This window comes from Laceyella tengchongensis (assembly GCF_900182735.1).
GTDB lineage: Bacteria > Bacillota > Bacilli > Thermoactinomycetales > Thermoactinomycetaceae > Laceyella > Laceyella tengchongensis.
In genome coordinates, this window is the sequence record NZ_FXTU01000004.1 from 208,179 (window position 1) to 229,668 (window position 21,490).

General features: G+C 52.7%; 17 protein-coding genes, 1 pseudogene and 1 riboswitch. Of the genes and pseudogenes, 12 read left to right on the forward strand and 6 right to left on the reverse strand.

Annotated elements, in window-relative coordinates:
• Positions 1-18: 18 nt before the first annotated feature.
• The 4 genes from QQZ12_RS10455 to QQZ12_RS10470 all read left to right on the forward strand — a co-directional run bounded on the left by QQZ12_RS10455 (position 19) and on the right by QQZ12_RS10470 (position 3,922).
• Positions 19-903, forward strand: coding sequence for a diacylglycerol kinase (locus tag QQZ12_RS10455; RefSeq protein WP_102993300.1), 885 nt, complete (start codon positions 19-21; stop codon positions 901-903).
• A gap of 119 nt (positions 904-1,022) precedes the next feature.
• Positions 1,023-2,390 carry a 23S rRNA (uracil(1939)-C(5))-methyltransferase RlmD gene (rlmD, locus tag QQZ12_RS10460; RefSeq protein WP_431606307.1) on the forward strand — a complete coding sequence of 456 codons (1,368 nt, stop codon included), beginning with the start codon at positions 1,023-1,025 and terminating at the stop codon, positions 2,388-2,390.
• 129 nt (positions 2,391-2,519) lie between these two features.
• The gene (locus tag QQZ12_RS10465; RefSeq protein ID WP_102993298.1) at positions 2,520-3,152 is read left to right on the forward strand and encodes a nitroreductase family protein; all 633 of its coding nucleotides are present in this window, start codon (positions 2,520-2,522) and stop codon (positions 3,150-3,152) included.
• Between the two features lie 182 nt (positions 3,153-3,334).
• On the forward strand, positions 3,335-3,922 hold the full coding sequence (locus QQZ12_RS10470; protein ID WP_154987647.1) for an N-acetylmuramoyl-L-alanine amidase family protein: 588 nt from the start codon (positions 3,335-3,337) through the stop codon (positions 3,920-3,922).
• Between the two features lie 68 nt (positions 3,923-3,990).
• Here the strand turns inward: QQZ12_RS10470 and QQZ12_RS10475 are convergent, their stop codons facing one another.
• Both QQZ12_RS10475 and QQZ12_RS10480 read right to left on the reverse strand, forming a co-directional pair.
• The gene (locus tag QQZ12_RS10475; RefSeq protein ID WP_102993296.1) at positions 3,991-4,428 is read right to left on the reverse strand and encodes a peptidylprolyl isomerase; all 438 of its coding nucleotides are present in this window, start codon (positions 4,426-4,428) and stop codon (positions 3,991-3,993) included.
• A gap of 36 nt (positions 4,429-4,464) precedes the next feature.
• Entirely contained in the window at positions 4,465-5,793 is a 1,329-nt protein-coding gene (locus tag QQZ12_RS10480; protein ID WP_284724392.1) for a UDP-glucose dehydrogenase family protein, read from the reverse strand.
• 885 nt (positions 5,794-6,678) lie between these two features.
• Here QQZ12_RS10480 and QQZ12_RS10485 point away from each other — a divergent pair.
• The 6 genes from QQZ12_RS10485 (at position 6,679) to QQZ12_RS10510 (ending at position 14,685) form a co-directional block, all read left to right on the forward strand.
• On the forward strand, positions 6,679-6,987 hold the full coding sequence (locus tag QQZ12_RS10485) for a YerC/YecD family TrpR-related protein (RefSeq protein WP_102993293.1): 309 nt from the start codon (positions 6,679-6,681) through the stop codon (positions 6,985-6,987).
• A 201-nt stretch (positions 6,988-7,188) separates the two neighbouring features.
• Entirely contained in the window at positions 7,189-7,923 is a 735-nt protein-coding gene (gene pcrB, locus QQZ12_RS10490) for a heptaprenylglyceryl phosphate synthase (RefSeq protein ID WP_102993292.1), read from the forward strand.
• Positions 7,907-10,084 carry a DNA helicase PcrA gene (gene pcrA, locus QQZ12_RS10495; protein WP_284724393.1) on the forward strand — a complete coding sequence of 726 codons (2,178 nt, stop codon included), beginning with the start codon at positions 7,907-7,909 and terminating at the stop codon, positions 10,082-10,084. The genes pcrB and pcrA overlap by 17 nt, the downstream gene beginning before the upstream one ends.
• A 64-nt stretch (positions 10,085-10,148) precedes the next feature.
• On the forward strand, positions 10,149-12,164 hold the full coding sequence (ligA, locus tag QQZ12_RS10500; protein ID WP_102993291.1) for an NAD-dependent DNA ligase LigA: 2,016 nt from the start codon (positions 10,149-10,151) through the stop codon (positions 12,162-12,164).
• A 61-nt stretch (positions 12,165-12,225) separates the two neighbouring features.
• Positions 12,226-12,891 carry a hypothetical protein gene (locus QQZ12_RS10505; RefSeq protein ID WP_106342268.1) on the forward strand — a complete coding sequence of 222 codons (666 nt, stop codon included), beginning with the start codon at positions 12,226-12,228 and terminating at the stop codon, positions 12,889-12,891.
• A 102-nt stretch (positions 12,892-12,993) separates the two neighbouring features.
• Positions 12,994-14,685 (forward strand): transglutaminase domain-containing protein, encoded by a 1,692-nt coding sequence (locus tag QQZ12_RS10510; RefSeq protein WP_284724394.1) that lies wholly within the window; start codon positions 12,994-12,996, stop codon positions 14,683-14,685.
• A 150-nt stretch (positions 14,686-14,835) separates the two neighbouring features.
• Here the strand turns inward: QQZ12_RS10510 and QQZ12_RS10515 are convergent, their stop codons facing one another.
• From QQZ12_RS10515 to QQZ12_RS10530, 4 genes and pseudogenes are all read right to left on the reverse strand, one after another.
• Entirely contained in the window at positions 14,836-15,567 is a 732-nt protein-coding gene (locus QQZ12_RS10515; protein WP_284724395.1) for an ABC transporter ATP-binding protein, read from the reverse strand.
• Positions 15,564-16,334, reverse strand: a complete 771-nt coding sequence (locus QQZ12_RS10520) for an ABC transporter permease (protein ID WP_102993287.1) — start codon at positions 16,332-16,334, stop codon at positions 15,564-15,566. The genes QQZ12_RS10515 and QQZ12_RS10520 overlap by 4 nt, the downstream gene beginning before the upstream one ends.
• Positions 16,318-16,616 (reverse strand): annotated as a pseudogene (locus QQZ12_RS10525) (thiamine-binding protein). Before QQZ12_RS10525 ends, QQZ12_RS10520 begins: the two are co-directional and overlap by 17 nt.
• 2 nt (positions 16,617-16,618) lie before the next feature.
• Positions 16,619-17,629, reverse strand: a complete 1,011-nt coding sequence (locus QQZ12_RS10530; RefSeq protein ID WP_102993286.1) for an ABC transporter substrate-binding protein — start codon at positions 17,627-17,629, stop codon at positions 16,619-16,621.
• Positions 17,630-17,768: 139 nt separating this feature from the next.
• Positions 17,769-17,878: riboswitch (TPP riboswitch) on the reverse strand.
• A 206-nt stretch (positions 17,879-18,084) separates the two neighbouring features.
• Between QQZ12_RS10530 and QQZ12_RS10535 the strand changes: the two genes are divergently transcribed.
• Both QQZ12_RS10535 and QQZ12_RS10540 read left to right on the forward strand, forming a co-directional pair.
• Entirely contained in the window at positions 18,085-19,017 is a 933-nt protein-coding gene (locus QQZ12_RS10535; RefSeq protein ID WP_284724396.1) for an RluA family pseudouridine synthase, read from the forward strand.
• Positions 19,018-19,434: 417 nt separating this feature from the next.
• Entirely contained in the window at positions 19,435-21,048 is a 1,614-nt protein-coding gene (locus QQZ12_RS10540; protein ID WP_284724397.1) for an esterase/lipase family protein, read from the forward strand.
• Positions 21,049-21,490 lie beyond the last annotated feature (442 nt).

A 21,490-nucleotide genomic window follows, 5' to 3' on the forward strand; every position in this document is an offset into this window, starting at 1 on the left:
CAGGGGGGTGGCAGTGAAATGAAACGCGCTCGCCTGATTTATAATCCAACTGCGGGTCGGGAATTGGTCGTCAAGCAATTGCCACAGCTGCTGACCAAATTGGAACAAGCCGGGTTTGAAACCTCTTGCTATGCAACGACCGAACGTTGGACGGCAGCGGAGGAAGCGCGCCAGGCGGCGGAACGCCAGTTTGATGTCGTGATCGCTGCGGGAGGGGACGGGACGATTCATGAAGTGGTCAATGGCTTGGCCGGATGTGAGCATCCACCCAAATTGGGCATCTTGCCAGCGGGAACAACCAACGATTTGGCGCGGGCGTTGCGGTTGCCACGGGACATTCTGGCGGCATGCGATGTCATCACTGGGAGCCGAACCACCTTGGTTGATGTGGGCAAATTCGGTGAGCGTTATTTCATCAACGTGGCCGCTGCGGGAAGAATCACCGAAGTGACTTATGAAGCGCCCAGCCGCCTGAAGACCATGATGGGCCCTTTCGCTTATTATGCGAAAGCGATTGAGAAGCTGGGAACCTTGCATAAGCCATTTCCGTTGCGTTTGCAGACACCGCGCGGTGAGTGGGAAGCGGAAGTCCTGCTCTTTATTATTGCCAACAGCGTGTCGGTAGGCGGTTTTGAACGGTTGGCGCCCACGGCCGATATCAGTGATGGTCTGTTTGATGTATTGGTGGTGCCCAAAACCAACATGGCCGATCTCCTGCAATTGGCCACATTGGCCATGAAGGGGGAGCATGTGCATGATTCGCGGGTGGTTTATTTCCAGACGGAACAAATCGACGTAGATACGCCTGAAACATTGAAGCTGAATTTGGATGGGGAACATGGCGGCGAATTGGTGGGAAGATTTGAGATTGTGCCGCACCGTCTCGAGATTTTTTGCCCTTAGCGTTCATCATACAGCGGTGGACGTTTTTTTCATGAATGGATAGAAGCCGCCCGCCCCATCGAGCCTTGTAGTGGGCGGAACAGCATAGGAGATTATGATAGCTAATGGAGGAATGACTGTTGGTTGTGCAGCCAGGACAATTGATTGAGTTAGAGGTGACGGGACAGGCCCATGATGGAGCGGGTGTGGGCAAATATGAGGGATTCGCCGTTTTTGTCCCTTTGACTGTGCCCGGCGAAACTGTGCGGGTGCGGATCGAGTCCGTCAAAAAAAATTACGCGCGCGGCAAGCTGTTGGAGCTGGTGCAAGCCCATCCCGACCGGACCGAACCGATTTGCCCCGTCTATGAGGCATGCGGTGGCTGCCAGTCCCAGCACCTTTCCTATGAAGCGCAGTTGAAGCACAAACGGCAACAGGTGGCTGACCATTTCAAGCGGATCGGCGGGATGGATGATGTGCTGATCCATCCGGTGTTGGGAATGAGTGATCCGTGGCGTTATCGCAATAAAGCGCAAGTGCCGTTCGGGCGGCGGCAGGGGAAAGTGGTCGCCGGCTTTTATGCGCCGGGGTCTCATGACATCATTGACATGGAATCATGCGTGATCCAGCACGAATTAAATGATGCGGCCATCAGCCTAGTCAGGGCGCAGGCCGAGGAGTTGGGCATCCCCATCTATAACGAGCAGAAGCATACGGGGGTGCTGCGCCATGTCATGGTGCGAATCGGTTCCAACACCGGAGAAATGATGATTGTGCTAGTCACAAACGGAGAATCCCTTCCTAAGCGCAAGGAGTTGGTTAAACGGCTGGTGGCGGCGTTCCCACAGCTGACATCATTGGTTCAAAACATCAATAGCAAACGGACGAATGTGATCTTGGGCCCCAAAAACAAGCGATTGTGGGGAAAAGAAGTGATTCACGATACCATTGGCGATGTGAAATTCGCCATCTCTCCCCATTCCTTCTACCAAGTGAACACCAGCCAGACCAAAGTGCTGTACGATCAAGTTTTGCGTTATGCAGCCTTGACCGGAAACGAGACCGTCATCGACGCTTATTGTGGCATCGGCACCATCGCCCTGTACTTGGCTAAACACGCCAAACGGGTGTACGGAGTGGAAATCGTGCCTGAGGCGATTCGCGACGCCAAAGCCAACGCCCGATTGAACGGGATCACCCACGCTCATTTCGCCGTCGGGGCCGCTGAGCTAGTGATGCCCAAATGGTTGGAGGAAGGGATCAAACCAGATGTAGTCATTGTTGATCCACCGCGCAAAGGGTGTGACCCTGTGTTACTTCAGACGGTGGCCGATATGCGTCCGGAGCGGTTGGTTTATGTTTCCTGCAACTCCGCGACCCTGGCCCGGGACGCCAAGTTGCTCCTGGAATTGGGATATCGGGTGCAGGAAGTGCAACCAGTAGACATGTTTCCACAAACGGGCCATGTGGAGTGCTGTGCGCTGTTGGTGAGGGAGCCTCGCTCATGACCTGAGTGGACAGTATGTGAATGAGAATTTTTTTGTTTCCGAGGTATTTATTATTTTTGTATACTTAGTTACTATAATATAGTAAAATGAGTTCAACGAGTTATTTTTTAGGAAAGGTGGAAATCGCTCATGACACAATCGACAGCGGCGTCGGCCATCGAAGTGATGCTAGCCCGCGGCAGTGTGCGCAAGTACCAAGCAGGAGTGGAAATGCCGCAAGCGGATCTGGAGGAAATCCTCACACTGGCGGCCAAAGCACCTTCATCCTGGAACCTGCAGCATTGGCGGTATCTCGTCATCTCTTCGCCTGAGCAAAAGCAAAAATTGTTACCTATCGCGTACAACCAAGAGCAAGTGGTTGACGCTTGCGTCACGGTAGCGGTGCTGGGGGATTTGGAAGCGAATAAAACGGGGCATCAGATCTATGGCGAAGCGTTGAAAGAAGGGCACATCACCCAACAAATCCACGACACCATGATTTCGCAAATCGATGGCGCGTATACCAACAACCCGCAATTTGCGCGCGATGAAGCGATAATGAATGCGTCGTTGTCGGCTATGCAACTGATGTTGGCAGCGAAAGCGAAGGGGTATGACACTTGCCCCATGGGCGGTTTCAACCGGCAGGCGCTGATCGAGGAGTTTAACATTCCCGCACGGTATGTACCTGTTATGTTGATATCTGTGGGCAAAGCCGAAGCTCCGGCTCGTCCGACCAACCGGTTGCCGCTCGATCAATTGGTGATTCAAGACTGTTTTTGACGCGACGGGTTTCTAAGGCGATGTTCCAAGTGGAATGTCGCCTTCCTTCATTTCCGAATCGGTCCGCTCGACGAAAAAGAAAAAGTTTGGGCGGGGAATGGTGTTTTGGTATAGTGTAAGACGGGAACTAATGGATAAGACGACGAGGAGTGGAGAATGGTGAGTCGTGAGGTGACATTGTGGTGTTAGTTTGCTTAGATCCGGGACACGGTGGTGCGGATTACGGAGCGGTTGGGAATAAGTTATCGGAAAAAGAGGTGTGCTTAAACATCGCCCGCCATATCCGCAGGCAACTGCTTCGCTATGACGGCCTTCAGGTGACGATGACGCGCTCGATGGATGTCACGACTAGTACAGAGGAGCGCATTCAGTGGGCCAATCAGTGCGGTGCGGATTTATTTTTAAGTATCCATACCAACGCTTCCCTTGATCCGAAAGCATCGGGCTTCGCTTCCTATGTCAGCGTGGTCGCCGGATGCGAAACGCGCCGAATCCAATGTTGGCTGCATAATCAAATCGCCTTATTCATGCGCAAGCACGGGGTGGCGGATTTAGGAAAGAAGAACGACACGGAGTGGATTGACGGACAGATGTTGGAGCTAAGACAAGTGAAGATGCCGGCGATTGCAGTCAAATCATTATTTATCACCCATGAAGAAGACAATCACCTGTTATCCCATGAATCATTTATAGAAGAGTACGCCAAGTGCATCGCCGACGGCATTGCCCGCATTTATAAATGCAGACGGAAAGAAGAGGCGAGTGTTTAGTGATTTTTCAGCTAAAGAATTGAAATAGACTGCTAACCTTCATCAGGGTAGCAGTCTTTTTGTTGGGTTTATTCTTCCCATACTTCTACGGTTTTCATTTTTTCGCCTTGTTTCATGCTGGTCACGAATTCCATGCCGGACGTCACTTGACCAAACACCGTGTGGACCCCATCCAAATGCGGCTGGGGCTCATGCACGATGAAGAATTGGCAGGAACCTGTGTCTGGGCCGCGATGGGCCATGGATAGCGCACCTGGCACATGGCGGTGCGGGTTGTTTTTCGTTTCGCAAGGAATGGTGTATCCTGCATCTCCCGTGCCGATGCCATGGGGGCAACCGCCTTGGCTGACGAAGCCGGGGATGACTCGGTGGAAGGTGAGTCCGTTGTAAAACCCTTCATTCGCTAATTTTTGGAAGTTCTTCACGGTGATGGGTGCAGCTTCGGGGAAAAAGTCAATCAGGATTTGGCCCCCGTTTTCCAGTTCGATACGGCCTTTGATCGCCATGTGAAACTCTCCTCTCTTCGCAATACGTTTCTCATTCTACCTTACCTGTTTCTCGGATTCAAATGTCTTCACACAGGGGCGACCGATGGAATGGTACTCCAACGGGCAAGAGCCGGCTAACATCTTGATTTCTTGGATGGAGAATAGGTTGCATCCATCAAATAGGAGCGGTTCGTTGGGCAATTCACACATACGTTTCCAATTAATTGCGCGGAAATCGGGCCAGTCCGTCAGAATGACGATGGCATCTGCCCCTTGCATGCAGGTGTATGGATCAGAAAATAGCTCCACTTGAGGATAAGGGAACGCCTTCACCAATGGGTCGTGCGCAACGATGCGGGCCCCCTTGGCCAAGGCGATCTCGGTGAACCGAAGGGAGGGGGCTTCTCGGATATCGTCGGTTCCCGGTTTGCAGGAGAGTCCGAACAAGGCGATGCGTTTATCAGCTAGCGTGTCCAGCCGTTGTTCGATTCTTTCCACGAAGCGCGTCATTTGCCAAGCGTTGACTCGGTCAGCCGCTTCCAATAGCGGCAAGGGGACTCCCTCCGCCCGGGCCGTCTGGATCAGTGTGTGGATGTCTTTCGCGATGCATGAACCGCCATAGCCGATACCTGCTTTGAGAAAATGCGGGGCGATGTGGGGATCGTTGCCAATGCTTTGCGCGATATCAGCGACATCTGCGCCAAACGTCTCGCAGAGTTGGCTAAACATGTTGATATAGGAAATCTTCATCGCCAAAAAAGCGTTGGCCGCATAATTGATAAGTTCAGCGCTGGTACGCCGGCAAAATTGAATGGGCGTTTGATTGAAATGATACAGTTCGTTGATCAAAGGAATGGTTGATTCGTTTTCGTAGCCGACAACGATGCGGTCGGGGGAAAGGAAATCGTCCACCGCCCGCCCTTGCTGCAAAAAATCTGGATTGTGGACCACATCGAGAAATTGGATGTGATGGTTATTGGATAGCCGTTCGGCGAAGGCATCGGTTGTCCCGACCGGAACGGTGCTTTTGATGATCACCAGCTGCCCCGCTTGCCCGTAAATGGCTAGCTGGTCGCATATTTCCCACACTTGGCTGAGGTCGGGCGAGCCGTCTGGCAGGGAGGACGTTTCCACCGTCACAAATAGGACGGTTGATTCTTTGATGGCATGCGCGATATCCGTCGTGAAGCGGATCACGCTGCCGGACTGCGCTTGGCGCAACAGCTCCGCAAGCCCTGTTTCGTAAATGGGCGGTTTTCCGTTTTGCAACTGGTCGATGGTGGCTTGCGCGACATCCACGCCGATGACGCGGTGCCCTTGAGTGGCTAAGCAAACCGCAGTCACCAATCCGACATAGCCTAATCCGATAACTCCGATGTTCATGTTTCTGCCTCCCTTGCAAGTTGAGCCGTTCTTTTCAAACATGGTTCCATCAACCCGGCGACACCCCGTCCGATGCGCGGATGGCGCCCCCTCTCAGGCATCCGTCAACGGTACTCTTTTCATCGAAAAGGGTGAAAGATCGCAATCTAGCAATCAGGGTACAGAAAAAAAGGAAAACTCGCGAAAGAGTGACTTGATTGACGACATACTCGCCTTCATTGGCGTCGGGAGCGAGGAGCTGGATGTTGCCCCTTTGGTCGTGAAGGTGTTGGACGAGGCGGTACAAGCCTTTCATCGCCATTGGAAGCAAAAATTCCCTATATTTTATATTAGGTGGCCATTGTAAAAAATGGGTTGAGGAAGGATGAAAGGTTGATTTGATTTATTTATGCCGAAACCGGCGAAGCCCGGCCGCCCCACACTGATGAGCGCCTGCTGCTTCCCGTCTTAGCTGACGCAGTGGATTACTTGAACTCTTCCAGCTCTCATGTTTCAACTTTGATACACAGACAATCACCTCGTTTCGTCAGTGGAAACTCTTTCCTCCATTGTACCAATTGTGCATCTCGGTGCGCATCTTTCGCATGCGAATAATTTTTCCGCCGCCGACGTCGAGCAGATAAGAGGCGTCGGGGATGATCGCAAAAGACGTGCCAAAAACAAGTAGTTCTTGTATACTGTAAATGGACACAGACAGAAAGCGCTTACTCTTATGAATAATGGGGCTTTCGCCAACTGATCCCACCCGCGCGGGGTAAGCTCAGCATGCGGAGGGATCAGGGCATTTGGTTGAAAGGGAATAGGACAAAAATCTTTTCACACATGAAAGAATGTGTTACTTTAAAGAGTAAAAGCTATAAGCCCTCGCCATGAGGAGGAAAAAGGATGCAACTCAACAAGTTGAATAAAAAAGAAGTCGAGCAATTGTTCAATGCAGTACTTCAACTAGAGAATATGGAAGATTGCTATCGATTTTTCGAAGATCTCTGCACCGTGAATGAGATCAAATCCCTTGCGCAACGCTTGGAAGTGGCGCGCATGTTGGAAGAGGGTTACACCTACAACCAGATTGAGACGGAGACGGGAGCGAGCACGGCTACGATCTCCCGCGTCAAACGGTGTCTTCATTACGGCACGGATGGGTATAAGCTCGCTTTGGATCGCCTGTATAAAGATGAGGGCGACAAAGCCTGACGGCAGGTAAGAAGGCCGGTAACCCGAAGAGCGATTGTGGCAACAGCCTTTTTCGCCGACGTGACCGCGGGAGGCAAGCGCAAAAATCGGTTCCGGCCCTTTGTCACCAAATAGTCCCCGCTTATTCATATAGGCGGGGTTTTCTTTTGCCACAATACCCAGTGTATAATAATGCTTGTAGGTTTGGGGGCGAGATGAGAGATGACGATATTGAAAGAGCAGGCCGCCAGGTGGCGGCATGTGTTTAAATTAGACCCGAACCGGACGATTTCCGATCTGGCCCTCAAGTTGGTGTGCAATGCGGGGACGGATGCGATTATCGTCGGCGGGACGGATGGGATTACGTTTAAAAACACAAGGGATTTGCTCCATCGTGTCCGTGAATATGGAGTTTTGTGTGTGCAAGAGGTTTCGGAGATCAATGCGGTGGTGCCGGGATTTGACGGATATTTGATTCCCACCGTTATCAATACGAAGGAAGCGCGCTGGATTCACGGTGCGCATGTGGATGCCTTGCGCAAATACGGAGACCTGATCCCGTGGGACAAAGTGCTGTTATTGGGGTATACGGTGCTAAATCCAGAGGCCAAAGTGGCGCGCCTCACGCAGGCGGAGACGGCTTGCACGGAGGAGCAAATGGTCGCGTATGCGCGTTTGGTCGAACATTTGTTTTGCTGGCCGGTGCTGTACATCGAATACAGCGGACGATTTGGCGATATGGCGTTGGTGGATGCTGCACAACGTGTATGTAGGAAAAGCCGTATCTTTTACGGCGGTGGCATCACCACAAAGGAGCAAACCGTCGCAGCGGCTGAGCTTGCCGACACCGTCGTCGTCGGCAATTTGATCTACACCCATGCAGAACGGGCGGCTAAGACGGTCAAGTGGGTGAAAGAGACGGATAGAAAGGGTGATCAGCGTGTTAAAAACCGGTGAAGAACTTCTGCAGGGGCTGAATCCGATGCAGAAGCAGGCCGTGGAAACAACCGACGGGCCGGTTCAGATCATTGCGGGTGCGGGCAGCGGCAAGACCCGCGTGCTGACACATCGCGTGGCGTATTTGTTAGCGGAGAAAGGGATTCATCCCTGGAATGTGTTGGCGATCACATTTACGAATAAAGCGGCGCGGGAGATGAAGGAGCGCATCGGCCAGTTGGTAGGCCCGATGGCAGAAGAAATCTGGATCTCCACGTTTCACTCCATGTGCGTCCGCATGTTGCGCAGAGACATCGACAGGCTGGGTTATTCCCGCAATTTCACCATCCTGGACACATCAGACCAGTTGACGGTGATCAAACAGGTGTTAAAAGAGCAAAACCTTGATCCCAAGAAGTTTGAGCCGCGCACTTTGCTGGGTAAGATCAGCCATGCCAAAAATATGTTGCGCGAACCGGGCGAAATGAAGGCGCATGCCCAGACGTTTATGGATGAAGTAGCGGCTGACGTGTACGAGAAATATCAAGACAAACTGCGCACCAACGAATCGCTCGATTTTGATGACTTGTTGATGGTCACGGTGAAGTTGTTGCGAACCCAACCTGAGGTAAAAGATTATTACCAGCGGAAGTTTCAATTCATCCATGTTGATGAATACCAAGACACCAACCATGTGCAGTACATCCTCACCAAGATGCTGGCCGAAAAACACCAAAACCTTTGCGTCGTGGGCGATTCGGACCAGTCCATTTATCGGTTCCGCGGTGCGGATATCAGCAATATCCTCAATTTTGAACGCGATTATCCCCAAGCGACCGTGATCAAATTGGAACAAAACTACCGCTCAACCAAAAAGATCTTGGCCGCCGCTAACCATGTCATTGCCCACAACACCGAGCGCAAGCCGAAAGAGTTGTGGACGGACAATGACGAGGGGGAAATGCTCCACCTGTTTGAGGCGGGGACGGAGCATGAGGAAGCGCACTATGTGGCTGAGCATATCTTACAGGGCCGCAAAGAAGGGCAACCTTATAAAAACTTCGCCGTTCTATATCGCACCAACGCCCAGTCGCGGGTGTTGGAGGAAGTGATGATGAAGGCGAACATCCCCTATTCGATTGTCGGTGGAATCAAATTCTATGAGCGCAAAGAGATCAAAGACGTGCTAGCTTATCTACGCCTCATCGTCAATCCGCATGACGATCTGAGCTTGACCCGGATCATCAATGTGCCCAAGCGCGGCATCGGCGTAGCGACGTTGGACAAGATTGCCGGATATGCCCGCGAGCACGGATTGTCGCTGTTTGGTGCTTTGTTGGAGATGGAGGAAATCGGCCTGACGCAACGCACATTGAAGCCGCTCAGCGAATTTGTGGACTTGGTGCGCCACCTGCACGCCATGATCGAGTACTTGTCGGCGGTGGAGATCACGGAAGAGGTCTTGAAGCGTAGCGGTTATCGCGAGGAATTGAAACGGGAAAACAGCTTGGAGGCCGCTAGCCGGTTGGAGAACATCGACGAGTTCCTGTCGGTGGCCCAAGAATTTGAGAAGCACAATGAAGATAAGTCGCTGGTTGCCTTTTTGACCGATTTGGCACTCATCTCCGATTTGGATGCATTGGGAGACGAGCAGGAAGAGGCGGACAAGGGGGATTCAGTGGTGCTGATGACCTTGCACAGTGCCAAGGGGTTGGAATTTCCTACCGTCTTTTTGGTAGGTATGGAAGAGGGGATCTTCCCACACATGCGCTCGCTGGATGACGAAGACGAGATGGAAGAAGAACGCCGGCTTGCCTATGTGGGCATCACGCGCGCGGAGAAAGTGTTACATCTGACGCGTGCCCGGACGCGAACCATCTATGGACAAACCACCTCCTACTTACCTTCTCGTTTTTTGAAGGAGATTCCGGTGGAGTTGGTGGAAGAAGTTGGTAGCAGACAATCGGCCAGCAACGCCACCCCACGCAGAGTCGTGCGGCCGACCCCCAATGTGGTGGCCGATTGGCGGGTGGGAGATAAAGCCGAACACGCCAAGTGGGGCCTAGGTACAGTGGTAAAAGTGCAAGGGGAAGGCGAGGACTTGGAATTGAACATCGCTTTTCCGGCGCCGATCGGCGTGAAAAAACTGTTGGCCAAGTACGCCCCGATCAAAAAAGCGTAGGGTGTCATGCGGCCTGCGTTTACCCACTCACATGCAGTCCTTAAGTTTAGGAGGATGAAACGGATTGAATTTGGAACAAGCCCAAGCACGCGTACAAGCGTTACACGACATACTGAATGAACACAATTACCGGTATCATGTGTTGGACCAACCGACCATATCTGACGCGGAATACGATCAATTGCTACGGGAGTTGATTGAGTTAGAGCGTGAGTTTCCGGAGCTTTCCACCCCTGATTCGCCGACCCAGCGTGTAGGTGGGGAAATCTTGCCTCATTTTGAGAAGGTGGAGCACCTTTCTCCGATGCTCAGTCTGGGTAACGCCTTCAACGAACAAGACTTGCGGGAATTTGATGAGCGGGTGCGAAAGGCGGCCGGAGACAAGCCGGTGCGGTATGTATGCGAGTTGAAAATCGACGGTTTGGCCGTCTCCCTGCGATACGAGGATGGCCGGTTTGTGCTCGGCGCTACTCGCGGGGATGGAACGGTGGGGGAGGATATCACGCAAAACCTGAAAACGATCCGTTCGTTGCCGCTTAAGTTGCGCCAGCCGGTCAGCTTAGAAGTGCGCGGGGAAGCGTACATGCCGCGGGCCGCGTTTGCGCGTCTGAATAGCGTGCGGGAGGAGCGTGGGGAAGCCTTGTTTGCCAATCCGCGCAATGCCGCCGCTGGTTCCCTGCGGCAATTGGACCCCAAGCTGGCCGCAGAACGGACGTTGGACATCTTCTTATATGGGATTGGGCAGAACGAGGGACTCTCTTTCACGACCCATACCGAAGCATTGGCATTCCTGTCCGAACTCGGATTTAAAGTGAACCCCGAACGGCGGACGGTAGAAGGTGTCGAAGAGATGCTCCAGTACGTGCAAGAATGGCAGGAGCGCCGTCCTGACCTGGCGTATGATATCGATGGCATCGTGATCAAGGTGGACGATTTAGCGCTGCGGGAAGAAATGGGCTTCACTGCCAAAAGTCCGCGCTGGGCGATTGCCTACAAATTCCCCGCCGAAGAGGCAGTCACCCGGCTGGAGGAGATCGAGCTGAATGTGGGGCGCACCGGCGTCGTCACGCCCACCGCGGTGCTACAACCGGTTTCGCTGGCGGGAACGACGGTCAAACGGGCTTCGTTGCATAATGAAGACATGATTCGGGAAAAGGGTTTGATGTTGGGAGACCATGTGATAGTGAAAAAAGCGGGCGACATCATTCCGGAAGTGGTGGCCGTCCTCACCGACAAGCGGACAGGGGACGAACGGCCCTTTACCATGCCGACGCACTGCCCGGAATGCGAGAGCCGGCTGGTCCGCCTAGAGGGGGAAGTGGCCCTGCGCTGTATCAATCCCGCATGCCCGGCGCAAACACGGGAAGGGATCATTCATTTTGTGTCGCGCGGCGCGATGAACATCGAGGGTCTGGGCGAAAAAGTGGTGACCCAACTGTTTGAGCGGGGGTTAGTGCGCAGTGTGGCTGATCTATACTATCTGAAAAGCGAAGATCTGTTGCGTTTGGAGCGCATGGGCGAAAAATCGGTGGCCAATCTCCTGCGCGCCATCGAGGCGAGCAAGTCTAACTCGCTGGAGCGGCTGTTGTTTGGCTTGGGCATTCGCTTTGTGGGGGCCAAGGGCGCCAAGATCTTGGCGCAACATTACGGCTCCATGGAAGCGTTGCTTTCGGCGACGGAGGAAGAGTTGACCCAATTGGAAGAGATCGGTCCGAAGATGGCGGCTAGCATTACCACTTACATGAAGAAGCCGGAAGTGCGCGAGACGCTGCGTCGCTTGGCGGAAGCGGGCGTCAATATGCATTATACTGGCCCTGCACCTGTCCGAGCTGGGGATGGGGCGATGGAGAGCCCATTTGCGGGCAAGACCGTTGTCATCACCGGCACGTTGGAGCGCATGTCGCGCAAGGAAGCATCCGAATTGCTGGAGTCGTTAGGCGCCCATGTGACTGGCAGTGTGAGCAAGAAAACTGACCTGCTTATCGCAGGCGAGAAGGCAGGCTCCAAATTGGATAAGGCGAATAAGTTGGGGATCACGGTCTGGGACGAAGAGACATTCTTAGCCCATTTGCCGAAGTAACGAGATGAACGGGGCGTGAGGCGGGTCTTCATGCCCCGTTTCATTTGACGGAGGAGAAACCATGCAGAAGAGATTGCGCAAGAAGTGGATATACATCAGCGTGGGGCTTGTCTTGTTGTTGCTGGGGCTGGTGGGATTATCATGGAAGCTCAATTTCAGCCCGGAAGTCGATGCGGCGATCATCTCCAGCCTGTTTTCGACATTATTGTTTTGCGGTACCATAGTAGTGAATACGGTGCTCACTTCGGAAGCGTTGAAGTTGGGGCCCAAAACGCAACTCTTGATGCAGGAGCGATTGGAGTTGTACAAGGAATTGAGCACCATCATGCATGATCTCAATCAGGCATTGCTTGCTTACTTTTTTCTCAAGAAGCAAGAGTATCGCTCGCAGATCATTGAGTCGCACTTTCGGTTGCGCACCTTTCGTCGCAAATCGATGTGGATTCTGCCAGAAGACATTTTGGCGACGCTGTCCAAAATCCAGAGCCTCTTCTCCGTTTCACAGACAGGAGGGATTTTGTTTAACCCGAAATGTTTGGAGACAAGAGAAGTGGCGATTCAATTTTCCAACTTGTATCAGTCTCTGGTCAACCAGATGCGGGATGAATTGGACATCCAGACGATCAGCGATGTGATTAACCATAAAGTTTACAAGTTGAACCAACCCGTGGAAGGCATCGATTCGGCAACCGTCGCGGTGGGGGGAAAAGGGATGGTTCGCAAATAATCTTTTCTGAGTTGTTTTAAATATGTGATGAGAAGTAAAAAAACGCGTTTGTTCGAAGAGCTTGACCGAAAAGAATGACGGAAAGGCCGGAGAGCGATGAACATGAGATGGATAGTGACCTGTTGCGCACTGCTGACAGTTTGCGTCATTGGCATGGCCGCGTATGAGGAGGGGGGATTCGCCCCTGACAAATGGGTGTCGTCCGCGTTGAAGGAGCCGACGCTTCAAGAGCTTTTGGAAGATGTAAACAAACGGCATAGTAACGAGGTGATCACCCTAGATCCTTATGCGAAAAAGATGGACGCCACCTTGAACCAGCCTGCGCACAATCGGATGCATGTGGACACGATGTTGCCTGTGGCGGGAAAAATCACCCAGTATCAACGTCTGTCCCAACCGTACGTATGGATTCACATTAAATACTTGGGCAAGGGAGGGAACCCCGACCTTCCCGATGAACAGGATGTTTACGCACCCGTCAAGCAGGGACGGTTTAATGAGAAGATTCGCCTGTTTCAAGGCAAAGGGGAATATCGGGTCACACTGAGATTGCCAAGTGAGGAACAGGAAGATACTTATTATTTGATGGCTTCGTTTATCGCCGCAAATCTGAACGATGATGTGGAGCGGGATGTGTCATACAGCGTCGTGGCCGCAAAAGCGAAGCTCAAACTGGATGAGCCGGTCATGGGATACAGCGAGAAGCGGAAAGCGATCTCCTTAAAAGGGCGTATCCGTCCCGACGTGCGTACCGTATTGGTGCAGTTGAAGCGGGGGGCACGGGAAACGCGCCGGGTCGTCTCTGTGGAAAAAGGGCAGTTTGAAGAACAAATCCCCCTGACTTACGGGCAAGGGGTTCATCAGCTGAAAATATTGGTGCCTGACAGCAAGCGGAAAGGAACCTATCTGGACGGGGCCACCTTGTATGTGAATCACCCGCTGGCGGAGGAGAAGGAACCCATACGCTTCACCAGGCTTTACGCTGAACGGGGGATTCACCTTACAGCACCGCTGGTGGGTGGCGAGCAGGCCGACCTGACTTACCGTATCGCGGGCCGCATCGATGAATCTGCACCTTTTGCCAAACAAACGACGCACATGATTGTCCGCATACAGAAAGGCAAGGACAAAGCAACCTATTTCCTGCCTGTGGGAGGTTATCAATTTGACAGCAAGATTTGGTTACGCTTTGGAGCAGGAGAATACAAAGTGACGTTGTACGCGCCGGAGATCACCTCACAAAACCGCGATTACTTCCGCTTTTTCACAGTGGCGACCTTTCGCGTGACCAGCCGGGCGCAAATGGATGGACGTGATCTTTTGCCGGGCCGCGGAATTCAATCAGATCATCCGCTGATCGTCGATTTGGCCAAAGAGATCACCGCCGGCAAAGTGACCGACCGCGCGAAAGCCCGCGCCATCTACACCTATGTAGCCAAAAATATGACTTATGACATGGATAAGTTCCGGAATAACCGGTTCTCTTGGAACGACAGTGCGATTAAATCGTTGTCCACCCGCAAAGGAGTGTGCCAAGATTATGTGTTCTTGACTCTCGCTTTGCTACGAAGCTTAGACATCCCCAGCCGCTTTGTGGAAGGAGAGGCAGGAGGGCAACGCCATGCCTGGGTAGAAGCCAAGTTGAACGGACGTTGGGTGACGATGGACCCGACTTGGGGTTCAGGGCATATTACACCGGATGGCCGCTTTGTAAAAAGACTGGATATGCAGTACTTTGATCCGTTACCCGATGAATTTAAACGGACACACAAGCGGACCGGCGTTTCCTATTAACTATACAAATCCCCTGCGCACGTTGATGTGCAGGGGATTTGTATTGCCGGTATAATTCACTTTACGATATGGGGTTTGAGATCAAAAAAAGCGGGGAGAATGCTTTGCGTTCGCTTGCGAAACAGTATTCTCCCCGCTTTTTTCATTTCCCTAACCGAGCAACATCGTTTCAAGCTCCCGCTGCAATGCCAACCATTCCTTCGTGCCGCGCCGTTCATAACGTGCCTGTCCGCGTGCGAAAGGCACCGGCACTTCCCGTATAACCTTCATCGGCGACGCACTTAACACCAAAATGCGGTCAGACAGCAGGATCGCTTCCTCAATGCTGTGCGTGATAAACAAAATGGTGCGCTTCTCATGCTCCAAGAGACGTAAGAGCCAAGTTTGCATGCGGGTTCGCGTGAGTGCGTCCAAGGAACCGAACGGTTCGTCTAGGCAAAGCAGGTCGCGGTTGCTTGCCAACGCCCGGATGAAAGCCACCCGCTGCTGCATGCCCCCGCTTAGCTCGTGCGGATAGCGGTCGGCTACCTCGGCTAATCCAGCCCCCCGCAACAAATGTGTGAGTTGCGTCGGGTCCTTGTGCCCGCTTAGTTCTTGGGCCAAGCGCACATTATCAAGAATCGTGCGCCACGGCATCAGCGAGGGCTGTTGTGGCATGTATGCCAAGTGGCCACGCTCGCCGTTGATCCGTTGGCCGTCCAGGAGAATTTCTCCCACTTGCGGGCAGTGCAGGCCTCCCAGCAAATAAAATAACGTACTTTTGCCACTCCCGGAAGGGCCGATCAATGAGACGAACTCCCCTTGACGCACAACAAAATGAAGGTCGTCGATCACAGGACGTTGTCCATAAGCGAAGGAAAGGCCAGTTACTTCCAGCTTCATCGGGGTGTCCCTCCCTTCACTTGCGGGCGCCATCGAACCACCAGCCGCTCGATGAGACAGATGGCGGCGTACAGAAGCAAGCTCACTCCGGCGATGAAAAACATCGCCAAAAAGACCCTGTCCGTGCGGAAAGATGCGGAGGCGAGTTGCATCATAACGCCGAGCCCTTCTTTGGCTCCCAGCCATTCGGCGATCACGGCGCCCATCACGCTGTAGGTGGCCGCCAGTTTTAGGCCGGAGAAAAAGGCAGGCAAGGCGGAAGGCCATTCCAGCTTGCTAAAGCGTTGCCAGCGTGTGGCTCCGGCCATTTCCATGTAGATGAGCAGGGTGCGGTCGGTCTGTCGGAACCCGTCCATCGTAGATACGGCGATCGGAAAGAAGCAAGCGATCGCTACCACCAAGATTTTGGGCATGTCGCCAAAGCCAAGCCACATGATCAAGAGCGGCGCCAAGGCGATCATCGGCACGTTTTGCGACAATACCACCAGCGGTTGGAACATGGCGCGCAACAAAGGTGACAGATGAAAGAGCGTGGCGAGGAGCAGTCCAGCCACAAGACCAAAGCCCAGTCCGCTCAAGGCGATTCCCACTGTCGCCCCAAGGTGTTCCAGCGTCCGATCCACAGACGCCGTCCAAGCCTCATATACAGCGGAGGGCGCTGGCAACAGCCACGCTTCCACCTGTTTGGTGCGCACGGTTAGTTCCCATCCGGCTAACAACAACAAAATCATGCCGAATGGGGCCAACGCTTTACTGTTTTTCATCATATTTGCCTGTCAACCCGCGGATCGATGCGCCGGCGGGATTAAAGTAGATTTTCACCTGATGCAACACGCTGGGACAGCCCATTTCGATCATGGCCTCATTCATGCGCTCGATAATCGCCAACAGCTCAGGCAATTCCCCTTCCATCGTCGTTTCCAGCGGGCCGACGCGGTAAGGCACCCTGCTTGCTGAATGATTTCGATCGCTCTGTCTACATAGGGGATGACGCTCTCCCCATTTGGGGTATGCGGCAGAATCTGCACGCTCACTAGCGCTTGTGCCATTTTCATTTACCCCCCTCAGGTAGAAAGGCATTGGTAAACGCTTGCTCAGGTTGAAACGTGCCTTCCAGCAAGCCGTGTTGTTTCATCCATTCGGCGTAACCAGCCCACACTTCTTTCTTTTGCACGCCCCAAGCGGGAGCATCTCCTTGGTAGCGCGGGCTTAACCAGGCTTGGCTCTTATGCACCAGTTTCGGGTCGAGGTCAGGTTCCGCCCGGCTCAGGATGTCGGCGGCTTCCTGCGGCTGTTTAATCGCAAATTGGTATCCTTGGCTGACTGCTTTCATGAATGCTTTCACGGTCGCGGGGTCCTGTTTGATCTTCTGCTCGTTGGTGATCAGGACAGGAGTGTAATAATCTAGCTCTTTGGCATAATCAGTGAGATAGATCATGTTCAGTTTTTGGCCCTTCAACTCCGCTTCGATGCCAGTCCATCCATAATAAATCCACATGAAGTCCACATTTCGTTTTACCGCAGTGAAGAAGTCCGTGTTTCCAGTGTTGATGATATTCACTTTGTTCACATCGGCCTGTTCCCGTTGCATCAATGAAGCAAGCATCTGCTTTTCCACCGGCGAGCCAAATCCGCCGTAGGTCTTGCCTTCAAAACCCTTCGGTTTTTGGATGTTTTTGGAAACAGGGGACGCAAAACCAGACGTATTGTGCTGGATCACTGCGGCGATTGAAACAATCGGTACCTTTTGCACGCGGGCTTGTGTGACGGCTTCTTGGTAGCTCACGCCGAAATCAGCTTTGCCGCCGGCCACCATTTGCTCCGCTCCGCTTTCACCTGGTTGGATGATGTCCACATCCAATCCGGCTTGTTTGAAATACCCTTTCTCTTTGGCCACATAAAGGCCGGTGTGGTTGGTGTTGGGAGTCCAATCAAGGACCAAGGTGATCTTCTTTCCTGTGTTTTGCCCATCTGTCGTCCCGGACGATGCAGGGTTGCCGCAAGCCACGGCGGACAGGCAGAGAGCAATGGTAAGTCCGATCTTCCACCATTGTTTCTTCATTAACAACCGCTCCTTTTCTTTTCACCAGGCTCCCTGATGTGCCCATGGAGGTGGTAATAGCGTTTTCATGCTTTGGCCAGCGCGCGCAACAAAAAAAACGCCCCCTGACCGGGAGGCGTTGGTTTAGCCAGACAGATATGTCTATCACAATCCAAATCCCTACGCCGGCATTACCCGGATCAGGTGAAAGGGTCTGTGTGTCGGCACACACTCTCAGCCGGCCATTATCCAGCTCCCCCATGGGTTTGTATGTTGTTTCGGGCTCATTATACGGAAACTCTTCCTGCTTGTCCATAGGGATTTATGTGCAGAGACAAGAAGCGGTGCGTTTCGTTTCCGAGGTGAGCGTGATATACTACATCCATCAGCCAGCCTCCCCAAGGCGGCCGCGTATCACCGCCAGCCACTTGAGGAGCGATCGACTCACACTCTGAGATGAAGGATTGAATCGGTTCATGGAACAAGAAAACAAAGCTTCATTTACACACACTGTCACTTCCCAGGAAGACGGCCTGATGCTTCATCAAGTGTTGCGCCGCCAATACCGCTTTTCCAGGCGCTTTATGACGCGGATGAAGCTAAACCGCCTGGTGACGGTAAATGGGGAGTTCATCTATTTTACGGCTCGGGTCAAGGCCGGCGATCAGATCGTGATCCGCATGCAAACGGAAGAGACGGATCATATCCCTCCTCAGCCCGTCGATTTCACCGTTGTTTACGAGGATGAGGATCTCATCGTCATTGACAAACCGCCTGGCTTGGTGGTCCATCCGACCAGGGGGTATCCAGACGGAACCTTGGCCAACGGCTTGATGCAGTATTGGTCTGAGCGAGGGGAGAAACACCGTATGCGCCCGGTCACCCGGCTGGACCGTGACACTTCCGGCTTGTTGGTCGTCGGTAAACATGCTTATGCCCACGCTTTTTTGGCCGAGCAGATGGCGGAGAAACGATATGAGCGTGTTTATCTGGCTTGCACACATCACCGCTTTGCCAGTGACCGAGGTACGATCGACAAAGCGATTTACATCGATTCTGAACAGAAAATCAGTCGCACGGTCAGCGAGTCCGGTGAAGGGTATCCGGCGGTGACCCATTATGAAGTGGTGGAACGGATGGCTGCGGCCACCTTGGTGCGGCTCTCACTGGAAACGGGTCGGACGCACCAAATCCGCTTGCATCTCGCTTCTATCGGCCATCCGATCATCGGTGATGACGTATATGGCACAGGTGGGGACCAAGATTTGATCGCCCGGCAAGCCCTGCATGCCACTTACTTGAAATTGTTTCATCCTCGTCGGAAAGAATGGATGGCTTGGGAATCTCCATTGCCTGCCGACATGCAGCAACTCGTGGAGCGGTTGCGACAATCTGACAGCAGGAGTTGAGGAGTGCGGCGGTTCCAACACCGTTCTCCTATGTGTTCAGCATGACGAGGTATTTATTAAAAAAAGTGAGTTTATGTATTCTGCCCAGCCAACCTGACAAAGGTAAAGGTAATGTGAGCGCCAGTCTGACACGCCCATCTGCGGTGGTCAGGCTTTTTTAGTTTATTCGTTCCGAATAAATTGATTATTTAAATTAATTAACGAATATTTTATGTAATCTTTATAGAACTAATGTTTTTAATATTATACAATTGGATTGGATGCGCTTATCTCAGCAACGTTTTTGCTCTAAAGCAAGAAATCATTGTTGTTTTACCTTTGTTACAAGCAGGGTTGCTTGAAAATTTATGGAAATTTTCACAAAAGCGACAAAGGGATAAGCGGATGCCGTTTTCATTAAAAATGGAGGGATGTTACATGCAAAAGCGCCGGCAAGTGTGGTTGATGTTGCTGGTCAGTGTGTTGCTGATCATGCCATACCAAACGGTTGGAGCTACCGGGAAAATTCCTGATCCGCAACCGATGGGGCAAGTCTCCTTCGACGGGGCACAAATGGAAGCGCTACCAGCACCGGGCAACAGCACCGCTCCGGGAACTTGGTTCATCGGGGCTACCCCGGCCAATGCTGACCTCAGCAAGCCACCGATCGTCTTTGTGCAAGGCTTGCACAGCAGGGCGCAAAGCTGGTGGGAAGAAACCAACTACCACGGTGTGAATGATATGTATGAAACCGCATACAACAAAGGGTATCGGACGGCGTTCGTTCAGCTGTACGACGCACCCGGCGGTGATGCGGCCACTCCGATGGACAACGGGCGCCTGCTCGCTGGAATGCTGGAGAAAATCTATAACCACTTCGGCCAAAAAGTGAATATTGTCGCCCACAGCAAGGGCGGCCCCGATTCTCAAGCCGCTTTGATCCATTATGGCGCTTACCGCTATGTTAACAAAGTAGTCACCTTGGGCTCGCCCCATGAAGGTTCTCATTTGGCCGACTTGGCGTACAGTAGCTGGGCCGGCTGGCTGGCTGCTTTGCTGGGCAAACAAGATCCGGGTACGTACTCCCTGCAAGTAGGGGAGATGGCCAAATACCGCGCACAGACGGATAACCACGCCAACGCTCGCCTGAACAAGTATTACACCGCTGCTGGAACCAGCTGGGGGCCGACTTTCTCCGCTTTGGCTTTGGGTGGAGCCTATCTGTCCCAATACGGGGAGAATGACGGGTTAGTCAACGTATGGAGCACCGACCTCCCTTATGGAACCCATCTATTTACTGCCTCTGACCTCGACCATGATGAGATTCGCATCGGCCGTGCCGTGTTTAGCAAGATTGAGTCTGTCTTGCGCACAGCGACAGCTACGTCCGCAACCGAGCCGAAAGCTAGCCAACCATCGGCGGCAGTAAACAGCGCCGACAAGCAAGAAACTTTTGTCCGTGGTGGCGCCTTGCCTATCAGTAAACAACACGTTCAGCAAGTTCCCGTGGAACCGGGCGTGAAAGAAGCCATCTTCACGGTGCGCACCAAAGCAGCTGACACTCAGGTGACACTCATTTCCCCTTCCGGCAAAGTGCTGAAGCCTGTGTTAAAAAGCAAGGATCAGGCGTTCTTCCGCGGTGCCACGGTCCAAGTGATCCGTGTCGCCAAGCCAGAAGCGGGCAATTGGCAGGTGAAGTTGCTTTCCAAACAGAAAGACGCGTATCTGCTGACAACCCATTTCATGGGCAAAGCTACCGTTGAACTGGATCTGCCTGCACTGAACAAACAGTCTTCGGCAGAATTGAAGCTGAAGGGCTTAGAGAGCGTGGACCTCGCCTCCTTGACCGGCAAGATCAAGGTTGTCGATCCCCAAGGACAAGTCAAGGAAATGGCGTTGTATAAAACCAAAAAAGCCGACGCCACCTTGACTGGTGCGGTGTCGGGATCGCAAGCTGGCGTGTATAACATCACCGTGGAATTGAGCGGGAAAACGAAAGACGGGCAACCGTATGCCCGCACTTTGGTCAAATCAGTATACATCGGTAAGTGAATGAAACAACCCCGGATCACATTGATACGATCCGGGGTTGTTCTTGATTATGCGTTTGATGTTAACTGTTGCCAGTGTTTGGCTGTGCGGAAACCACTTCTAATATGAAAGAATACTACATAAATAATAGACATAGACCCCATGGCCGGTGAGCAAACGGGGAATTTAAAATGTGATCAATCATCGACAAGGTGTCGAAAAAGAATATAAAAAGGCAGAGTATGTCGAATGTATAGAAGGAGGCACATGAAGCAAACCAGACCAGCTCATCGCCACTGATGCTCGGCGGTCTTGCGTTTAGCCGTCTCATTGGGCGGGAAAGGAATGATGGGTCCCAAGGGCTAGCGGCTCCGTTTGCCCATTTGCTTCCCGCGTGGTGAGACACTCTTCGGAAAAAAGGTTTTGCTGTTTTGCATCCATCAACGCGATCTGCCAGACACGA

Excerpts from the sequence above, each read along its gene's own strand:
- QQZ12_RS10455 (WP_102993300.1), top strand. The coding sequence starts at position 19 with ATGAAACGCGCTCGCCTGATTTATAATCCAACTGCGGGTCGGGAATTG.
- QQZ12_RS10465 (WP_102993298.1), top strand. The coding sequence starts at position 2,520 with ATGACACAATCGACAGCGGCGTCGGCCATCGAAGTGATGCTAGCCCGC.
- QQZ12_RS10475 (WP_102993296.1), bottom strand. The coding sequence starts at position 4,428 with ATGGCGATCAAAGGCCGTATCGAACTGGAAAACGGGGGCCAAATCCTG.
- QQZ12_RS10480 (WP_284724392.1), bottom strand. The coding sequence starts at position 5,793 with ATGAACATCGGAGTTATCGGATTAGGCTATGTCGGATTGGTGACTGCG.
- QQZ12_RS10485 (WP_102993293.1), top strand. The coding sequence starts at position 6,679 with ATGCAACTCAACAAGTTGAATAAAAAAGAAGTCGAGCAATTGTTCAAT.
- pcrB (WP_102993292.1), top strand. The coding sequence starts at position 7,189 with ATGACGATATTGAAAGAGCAGGCCGCCAGGTGGCGGCATGTGTTTAAA.
- QQZ12_RS10505 (WP_106342268.1), top strand. The coding sequence starts at position 12,226 with ATGCAGAAGAGATTGCGCAAGAAGTGGATATACATCAGCGTGGGGCTT.
- QQZ12_RS10510 (WP_284724394.1), top strand. The coding sequence starts at position 12,994 with ATGAGATGGATAGTGACCTGTTGCGCACTGCTGACAGTTTGCGTCATT.
- QQZ12_RS10515 (WP_284724395.1), bottom strand. The coding sequence starts at position 15,567 with ATGAAGCTGGAAGTAACTGGCCTTTCCTTCGCTTATGGACAACGTCCT.
- QQZ12_RS10520 (WP_102993287.1), bottom strand. The coding sequence starts at position 16,334 with ATGATGAAAAACAGTAAAGCGTTGGCCCCATTCGGCATGATTTTGTTG.
- QQZ12_RS10530 (WP_102993286.1), bottom strand. The coding sequence starts at position 17,629 with ATGAAGAAACAATGGTGGAAGATCGGACTTACCATTGCTCTCTGCCTG.
- QQZ12_RS10535 (WP_284724396.1), top strand. The coding sequence starts at position 18,085 with ATGGAACAAGAAAACAAAGCTTCATTTACACACACTGTCACTTCCCAG.
- QQZ12_RS10540 (WP_284724397.1), top strand. The coding sequence starts at position 19,435 with ATGCAAAAGCGCCGGCAAGTGTGGTTGATGTTGCTGGTCAGTGTGTTG.